The following is a 7,844-nucleotide window of genomic DNA, read 5'->3' on the forward strand; positions in this document are numbered from 1 at the left end:
GCCGGCGACGCGTCGCCGGCCCGGCGCCGGGTCAGGACGGCAGCGTCCACTTCTGGTTGGCGCCGCCGGTGCAGCTCCAGATCTGCGTCTTCGTGCCGTCGGCCGAGGTGTTGCCGGTGACGTCGAGGCACTTGTCGGCGTGCGGGTTCACCAGGTCCCGCCCGGCCGTCCAGACCCACTGCTGGGCGGCGGTGCCGTTGCAGGTCCACAGCTGCACCTTGGTGCCGTCGGCGGTGCCGCCGCCGGCGACGTCGAGGCACTTGCCCAGCGACCGGAGGGTGCCGTCGGCGGCCCGGGTCCACTGCTGGTTGGGGCCGCCGAAGCAGGTCCAGATCTGGATCGGCGTGCCGTCGGCGGTGGCGTTGTCGGTGACGTCGAGGCACTTGCCACCGATGCCGGTGACCAGGCCGGTCGGCGTGCCGCCGCCGGACTGGGTGCCGGACCAGGTGAAGGTGGCGGTGGTGCGAGCCGGCAGGGTGTAGGTGAAGGACTGCCCGCCCCACACCACCTTCACCGACTGCGCCGAGGTGCCGCCGTTGTGCGCGATCAGCGCCTTGGCGCCGTCCGGGTTGCGGTACGCGACGTTCTGCAGGGTCGCGTTGGCGGTGGAGTCGATCCGGTACGCCCCGGGCTTGACGAACTTGGTCAGGTGGCCGGTGGTGTAGTACTCGATCGTGTAGTCGACCTGCCCGGCGCGGGAGTCGCCCTCGTGCACGGTGATCAGGCCGGTGCAGGTGCCGCAGCCGCCGTTGTGCGGGCCCATGTTCTGGTTGACCGCGAGGCTCCACTTCACCACGCTCCGGCTCCAGTTCCGGGCGTAGTTCACGATGTCGACCATGTCCTCGTTGTGCTGGTTGCCGATCCAGGTGCCGCCCGAGTGCTCGGTGCTGAACTGCGGCACCGCCGGGTACTGGTCGTGCACCTGGCTGCCGACCGCCGGGTCACCCCAGTAGCCGTGCCAGGCGATCCCGCCGAAGAGCGGGTCGGTGCGGACCGCGCTGTCGGCCAGCAGCCCCGAGCCGATGGTGCCGTAGTCGCCGTAGTTCCAGTCGTGCACCAGGACCTTGGTGGTGATGCCCGCGCTGCGGAACGCCGGGTAGACGAAGTTCTTGGTCAGCTCGACCAGCCCCGAGGAGTTCCAGTTCATCCCCGGGTAGTCCATCGCCGTGGGGTTGCTCGCCTGGCAGCAGTTCGGCTCGTTCTGCAGCGAGACGTAGTCGACCTTCACGCCCCGGGCGGCGTACGCCTGGATGGTCTTCACGAAGTACTGGGCGTAGGTGGCGTAGTACTCCCACTTGAGCCAGCCCATCTGGTCCATCCGGCCGTTGTCCTTCATCCAGCCGGGCGCGCTCCACGGCACCACCATCACCCGCAGTCCGGGGTTGAGCTGCTTGGCCTGCGCGGTCAGCAGCTCCACGTTGGTGTCGTAGCCGTTGGCGCCGAAGTCGTTGAGGTCGCAGCAGGTGTCGTCGAGGGAGACATTGCCGGGGCGGGACAGATCCGACGCGCCGACCGGGTTGCGCAGGTACGACAGGCCGATGCCGTCGGTGGGGCTGAACAGCCTCCGCATCACCTCGTCCCGGGTGGCCGCGCTGACCGGCCCGCCGCGCAGCAGGTACGCGGTGGTGTCGGTGATGGACGCGCCGGCGCCCTCGAACTGCTGGTAGCGGGTGTTCTCGTCGACCGTGACGGTGTGCGTGGCCGCGGCGCTGGACGCGGCGAAGCTCAGCGGGCTCTGCTGTTGCAGGCCCCGGGTGACGGTGCGGCCGCCGGCGTCGGAGGTGGTGGTGAGCCAGACGTTGACGGTCTCGCCGGCGGCCTGCGCGGCCGGGGGCGGGGACAGGGCGATGGTGCCGGCGGCCAGGCAGAGGGCCAGGGCGGCCCGGCCGGCGAGCCGGGGGGCGGTGGTGGGGGACACGGATGCTCCCTTCGCAAAATCGACATCCGCGAATGAGAAAACCGCTCGCACCTGCTTATGTCAAGACATGAAAAAAGCGCCCCAGCGGGGCGCGGCGGCGCGGCGGGACGGCCGCCCGGGCATCCGCCCGCGCGGCCGTCCCCGAGTGGGATCAGCGCTCCCCGCGCACCCGCCGGACGGTGTCCCGGTACCAGTGCGCGCTGCGCTTGAGCGTGCGCCGCTGGGTGTCGTAGTCCACCCGCACGATGCCGAACCGCTTGTCGTAGCCGTACGCCCACTCGAAGTTGTCCAGCAGCGACCAGGCGAAGTAGCCGCGCACGTCGGCGCCGGCCTGTCGGGCCCGGGCCACCGCCCGCAGGTGCTCGGCCAGGTACGCCACCCGGTCGTCGTCGGCGACGTACCCGTCCGCGTCCGGCCGGTCCGCGAAGGCCGCGCCGTTCTCAGTGATCACCAGCGGCAGGCCCGGGTAGTCCCGGTGCAGCCGGACCAGCAGGTCGGTGAAGGACTCCGGCACGATCTCCCAGTCCATCGCGGTGCGCGGCAGGTCCCGCGGCACCACCCGGCGCACCGGCCGGCCCTGCTCGTCCCGCTCCCGGCCCTGCTCGTCCACCCCGGAGTGCAGCTGCCCGAAGTAGTAGTTCACGCCGAGCACGTCGATCGGGGTGGCGATGACCGCCAGGTCGCCGTCCTGCACCGGGATGTGGACCCCCTCGGCGGCCAGGTCGGCGACCACGTCCTCGGGGTACCGGCCGTGCACCAGCGGGTCCAGGTAGATCCGGTTGGCCAGGCCGTCGGCGGCCCGGGCGGCGTCCCGGTCGGCCGGCGAGTCGGTGGCCGGGTCCGCCGGCGCCAGGTTGAGGGTGATGCCCAGCTCGATCGGCGTCCCCGCCGCCGCGCGCAGCCGCTGCGCCGCTAGCCCGTGGCCGAGCAGCAGGTGGTGCACGGCGGCGATGCCGTCGCCCAGGTTCCGCCGCCCCGGCGCGTGCAGGCCGTACGCGTAGCCGAGCATCGCCGAGCACCACGGCTCGTTCAGCGTGGTCCAGGTCTTCACCCGGTCGCCCAGCGCGGCGAAGACCAGCTCGGCGTAGTCGGCGAACCGGTACGCGGTGTCCCGGTTCGGCCAGCCGCCCGCGTCCTCCAGCTCCTGCGGCAGGTCCCAGTGGTAGAGCGTGACCCACGGGTCCACACCCCGGCCGAGCAGCTCGTCGACCAGCCGGTCGTAGAAGCCGATCCCGGCCGGGTTCGCCGGGCCGCGCCCGCCCGGCTGCACCCGCGGCCAGGCCACCGAGAACCGGTACGTGTCCAGGCCCAGGTCGGCGATGAGCGCGACGTCCTGCGGCATCCGGTGGTAGTGGTCGCAGGCCACGTCACCGTTGTCGCCGTTCGCCACCGCTCCGGGGACGCGGCAGAAGGTGTCCCAGATGGACGGCGTGCGGCCGTCCTCGGCCACCGCACCCTCGATCTGGTACGACGAGGTCGCCACCCCCCACCGGAAGGTCGGCGGCAGGCTGTCGATCGGGTCGGCCTGGCCGAGGCTCGGGCCGCTGAGGTCGGTGTCCATGGTTCTCCTCGCGAGTCGTGCGGGTGGTCGGTCGGCGGTGGTGGTCAGCGGGACAGGGGCGTGGCGGCCGGATGCAGCCAGCAGGCGACGCTCCGCCGCGGATCCCCGTCGCCCGGTGGGCCGAGCGGGGGCAGCTTCTTGTCGCACGGGTCGAACGCTTTCGGACAGCGCGGGTGGAATGCGCAGCCGTCGGGCATGGCCCGCAGGTCCGGCGGGGACCCGGGGATGCCGGTCAGCTCGCGGCGCGGGCCACGCAGCGCCGGGAAGGAGTGCAGCAGCCCGTCGGTGTACGGATGCAGCGCCCCCCGGTACAGCTGCCCGGCGGCCGCCTCCTCGACGATCCGGCCGCCGTACATGATCGCGATCCGGTCGGAGAACTCGACCAGGAGCGACAGGTCGTGGGTGATGAACAGCACCGCGAAGCCCAGCCGCTCGCGCAGCTCGGCGAGCTGGCCGAGGATCTGCCGCTGCATCACCACGTCGAGCGCGGTGGTCGGCTCGTCCATGATGACGACCTGCGGTTCCAGCGCCAGCGCCATGGCGATCATGACGCGTTGCCGCATCCCGCCGGAGAGCTGGTGCGGGTAGCTGTCCAGCCGGTCGGCGGAGATGCCGACCAGCCGCAGCAGCTCGCCCGCCCGCTCCCGCCGCGCCGCCGCCGTGCTCCGCGGTTCGTGCGCCTTGATCACGTCGAGCAGCTGGGTGGAGATCCGGTGCACCGGGTTGAGCGAGTTCATCGCCCCCTGGAACACGATCGAGGTCTCCGCCCAGCGGAACGCCCGCAGCTGCGCCGGAGTCAGCGCCAGCACGTCCACCGGTGGCCCGTCCACCGGGTGGTAGACGACCTGGCCGCCGCTGACCACGCCGGGCGGGGGCAGCAGCCGGGTCAGCCCGTACGCCAGGGTGGACTTGCCGCTGCCGCTCTCCCCGGCCAGGCCCAGCACCTCGCCCCGGTGCAGGGTCAGGTCGACGTCGCGCACCGCGTGCACCGCCGCGTCGCCGAGGCCGTAGTCGACGCGCAGGCCCCGGATCTCCAGCACCGGATCCGTCATTCGGTGACTCCGTTCGTTCGCGGCGCCGGCACCCGACGGGCCGGGGCCAGCACGGGGGTGAAGCCCACCCGCATCCGGGCGGTGCGCCCGTCGGCGGTGCGGATCCGGGTCCGGCCGCTGCTGCGCAGCCGTGGGCTGACGAACTCGTCGATGCCGAAGTTGATCAATGCGAGGGCGGTGCCGAGCAGCGCGATGGCCAGCCCCGCCGGGACGAACCACCACCAGGCGCCCTGGGCGAGGGCCTGCTGGCCCTGCGCCCAGAACAGGATGGTGCCCCAGTTCCAGGACGAGACCGACGAGATGCCGATGAAGGCCAGGGTGATCTCCGACATGACCGCGAAGATGACCGTGCCGACGAAGCCGGACGCGATGATCGCGGTCAGGTTGGGCAGGATCTCGAACAGGATGATCCGCCCGGTCCGCTCGCCGGTGGCCCGCGCCGCCTCGACGTAGTCCCGGCGCCGCAGCGACAGCGTCTGCGCGCGCAGCACGCGGGCGCCCCACGCCCACGAGGTGAGGCCGATGATGAGCGCGACCAGCGTGTCGCTGGCCTGCTCGACGATCGACGTGACGATGATGATCAGCGGCAGCGCGGGGATGACCAGGAACACATTGGACAGGGCGGACAGCCCCTCGTCGGCGGCTCCGCCGAGGTAGCCGGCCGTCACGCCGATGAGGATGGACAGGATCGTCGCCAGCACCCCGGCGACCAGGCCCACCACCATCACGCTGCGGGCGCCGACCAGGATCTGGCTGAAGATGTCCTGACCGAGGTGCGTGGTGCCGAACCAGTGCCGGGCCGAGGGTGCCTGCAGCACGTCGCCGCTGCGGGCGTCCGGGTCGTACGGTGCCACCCACGGCCCGATCACCGCGAAGAGGCAGTAGGTGGCCAGAATCAGCAGGCCGGTCGCCGCCTTGGCGTTGGCCAGGAACCGGAACCGGCGCCGCTTCGCCCGTCCCGGCGTCGCGGACGGCTGGGCCATCGCCCCCTGGCCGGGGATGACCTGTTCGATGCTCGACGGGGAGATTGCCATCGGTCAGCTCTTTCGGGTGCGCGGGTCGAGAAGCAGGTACGCGACGTCGGCGAGCAGGTTCGCCACCAGCACGGAGATCGTGATGATCAGGAAGATCCCCTGCATCAGCGGGTAGTCCTTGTAACCGACCGCCTGGAAGAGCTGGTAGCCCAGCCCCGGATAGGAGAAGACGATCTCCACCAGGAGCGTGCCGCCGACGATGAACCCGAGCGACAGGGCGAAGCCCGAGACGTTGGGCAGCAGCGCGTTGCGAGCGGCGTAGCTGAGGGCGACCCGGCGCTCCGGCAGGCCCTTGGCGTGGGCGACCGTGATGTAGTCCTCCGAGGAGACGGTGACCATCATGTTGCGCATGCTGAGGATCCAGCCGCTCATCGAGGAGACCAGGATGGTGGCGGCGGGCAGCACGCTGTGCTGGATCGCGCTCGGGATGAAGTACTGGTCGAAGGCCGGCACCAGGCCCGGCTCGTAGCCGCCGGAGGACGGGAAGAAGCTCCCCGGGCCGGTGAACACGGCGATGGCGACCAGACCCAGCCAGAAATACGGGATCGAGGAGAGGAACGTGGTGGCCGGCAGCAGCCCGTCGACCCACGAGCCGCGCCGCCAGCCGGCGCCGACGCCGAGCGCGGTGCCGAGCAGGAAGCTGACGATCGTGGTGATGCCCACCAGGCACACCGTCCACGGCAGGCTGTCGCCGATCACCGTGGACACCGGCGTCGGGAAGAAGGTGAACGATAGCCCGAGGTCACCGTGGAAGAGCTGCCCCCAGTAGTCGAGGTACTGCTGCCAGACGTTCTCGTTCCGGTCCAGCCCGAACAGCACCCGCAACGACTGGATCGCGTCGGCGCTGATCCGGCCCTGGTTGCGCGAGATCAGGGACTGGACCGGGTCACCCGGCACCAGCCGCGGGATGAAGAAGTTCAGCGTGATCGCCGCCCACGCGGTGAACAGGTAGAAGACCGTGCGCTGCAGGAGGAATCTCATCGTGCCTCACCCAGGGTGGCGGCGCCTTCCTGCGCGGCCGGCGGTGGCGGCACGGTCGGGTCGGCGTCGGGAACGGCGGAGCCGGGCGCGCCGGCGGCGACGGTGGCCGGGTCGTAGAGCCAGCAGGCCGCCCAGTGGCCCGGCCGGTCGGCGATGGTCAGCCGGGGCGGCAGCTCCGTGGTGCAGCGGGGCATGGCGTGCGGGCAGCGCGGGTGGAACCGGCAGCCGGCGGGCGGGCGGATCAGGCTCGGCGGCTCGCCCTGGCCGCGGTCCCTCCCGGCCGGCTCGTCGCCGCCGTCGCCGGTGATCCGGTCCGGGTCGGGCGCCGACTCGATGAGCAGCCGGGTGTACGGGTGGGCCGGCTGCTGGGTGACGGTCTCGCTGTCGCCGCCCTCGACCATGCGCCCGGCGTACATGACGATCGTCTCGTCGGCGAAGTAGCGGGCTGAGGCGATGTCGTGCGTGATGTAGAGGATGGCGAGGTGGAGCCGCTGCTTGAGGTCCTGGAGCAGGTTGAGCACGCCGAGGCGGATCGAGACGTCGAGCATAGACACCGGCTCGTCGGCGAGGAGCACCTCCGGGTTCGCGCCGAGCGCCCGGGCGATGGCGACGCGCTGCCGCTGCCCGCCGGAGAGCTCGTGCGGGAACACGTCCAGGAAGCGTTCGGGCGGGGTGAGGCGGACCCGGGTGAGCAGGTCGGCGAGGGCCCGGTCCAGGTCCTCGGCGGTCCGGCCCGCGTTGCCGTGGATCCGCAGCGATCGGGTGAGGTGGTATCGGACGGTGTGCACCGGGTTCAACGACGCGAACGGGTCCTGCAGGATCAGCTGGACCCGCCGTACATAGGCCCGGAACGCCCGGCCGCCGCGCACCCGGGTGGACCGGCCGTGCAGGCGGACGTCGCCGGCGGTGCGCGGGTAGAGCTGGGTCAGCAGCCGGGCCACGGTGGACTTGCCGGAGCCGGATTCCCCGACCAGCGCGGTCACCTGGCCCCGGCGCAGCGCGAACGACACGTCGTCGACGGCGTGCACGACCGCCGGCGTCCGGGTGAAGAGGTGGCGCAGCCGCCTGCGGACGGGGAAGTGCTTGGTCAGGCCGACGGCCTCCAGCACCACCTCGCCGCCCGGCGCCGCCGCGCTCTCGCTCAACGTCATGCCGAGTTCCTGTCTGGGATTGCCCTGTGCGGGGAGGGGCCGCCGCCCCCCCCCCCGCCCCGGGCGGGGGGGGGGGGCCCGGGGGGCGCCGGTGGGGGGGGGGGGGGGGCGGGGCCCCTCCCACCCCCTAGGGCGGGGGGGGGGGAC

6 protein-coding genes are annotated in these 7,844 nt (G+C 72.2%); all 6 read right to left on the minus strand.

Features of this window, described 5'->3' with window-relative positions; genetic code table 11:
- Window positions 1–31: 31 nt before the first annotated feature.
- Complete coding sequence (locus tag ACWEVO_RS22970; RefSeq protein ID WP_452309586.1) at window positions 32–1,918, minus strand: ricin-type beta-trefoil lectin domain protein; 1,887 nt, start codon at window positions 1,916–1,918, stop codon at window positions 32–34.
- Window positions 1,919–2,069: 151 nt separating this feature from the next.
- Window positions 2,070–3,479: a GH1 family beta-glucosidase gene (locus ACWEVO_RS22975; protein WP_452309587.1), complete on the minus strand. Its 1,410-nt coding sequence runs from the start codon at window positions 3,477–3,479 to the stop codon at window positions 2,070–2,072.
- Window positions 3,480–3,523: 44 nt separating this feature from the next.
- Window positions 3,524–4,531: an ABC transporter ATP-binding protein gene (locus ACWEVO_RS22980; protein WP_452309588.1), complete on the minus strand. Its 1,008-nt coding sequence runs from the start codon at window positions 4,529–4,531 to the stop codon at window positions 3,524–3,526.
- Window positions 4,528–5,565, minus strand: a complete 1,038-nt coding sequence (locus ACWEVO_RS22985) for an ABC transporter permease (RefSeq protein ID WP_452309589.1) — start codon at window positions 5,563–5,565, stop codon at window positions 4,528–4,530. Before ACWEVO_RS22985 ends, ACWEVO_RS22980 begins: the two co-directional genes overlap by 4 nt.
- 3 nt (window positions 5,566–5,568) lie before the next feature.
- A complete protein-coding gene (locus ACWEVO_RS22990; protein ID WP_452309590.1) occupies window positions 5,569–6,546 on the minus strand; it encodes an ABC transporter permease in 978 nt (325 codons plus the stop codon).
- Entirely contained in the window at window positions 6,543–7,697 is a 1,155-nt protein-coding gene (locus ACWEVO_RS22995) for an ABC transporter ATP-binding protein (RefSeq protein WP_452309591.1), read from the minus strand. Before ACWEVO_RS22995 ends, ACWEVO_RS22990 begins: the two co-directional genes overlap by 4 nt.
- Window positions 7,698–7,844: the final 147 nt, after the last annotated feature.

It is taken from the genome of Micromonospora sp. NPDC003776 (assembly GCF_053605645.1).

Excerpts from the sequence above, each read along its gene's own strand:
- ACWEVO_RS22995 (WP_452309591.1), bottom strand. The coding sequence starts at position 7,697 with ATGACGTTGAGCGAGAGCGCGGCGGCGCCGGGCGGCGAGGTGGTGCTG.
- ACWEVO_RS22985 (WP_452309589.1), bottom strand. The coding sequence starts at position 5,565 with ATGGCAATCTCCCCGTCGAGCATCGAACAGGTCATCCCCGGCCAGGGG.
- ACWEVO_RS22975 (WP_452309587.1), bottom strand. The coding sequence starts at position 3,479 with ATGGACACCGACCTCAGCGGCCCGAGCCTCGGCCAGGCCGACCCGATC.
- ACWEVO_RS22990 (WP_452309590.1), bottom strand. The coding sequence starts at position 6,546 with ATGAGATTCCTCCTGCAGCGCACGGTCTTCTACCTGTTCACCGCGTGG.
- ACWEVO_RS22980 (WP_452309588.1), bottom strand. The coding sequence starts at position 4,531 with ATGACGGATCCGGTGCTGGAGATCCGGGGCCTGCGCGTCGACTACGGC.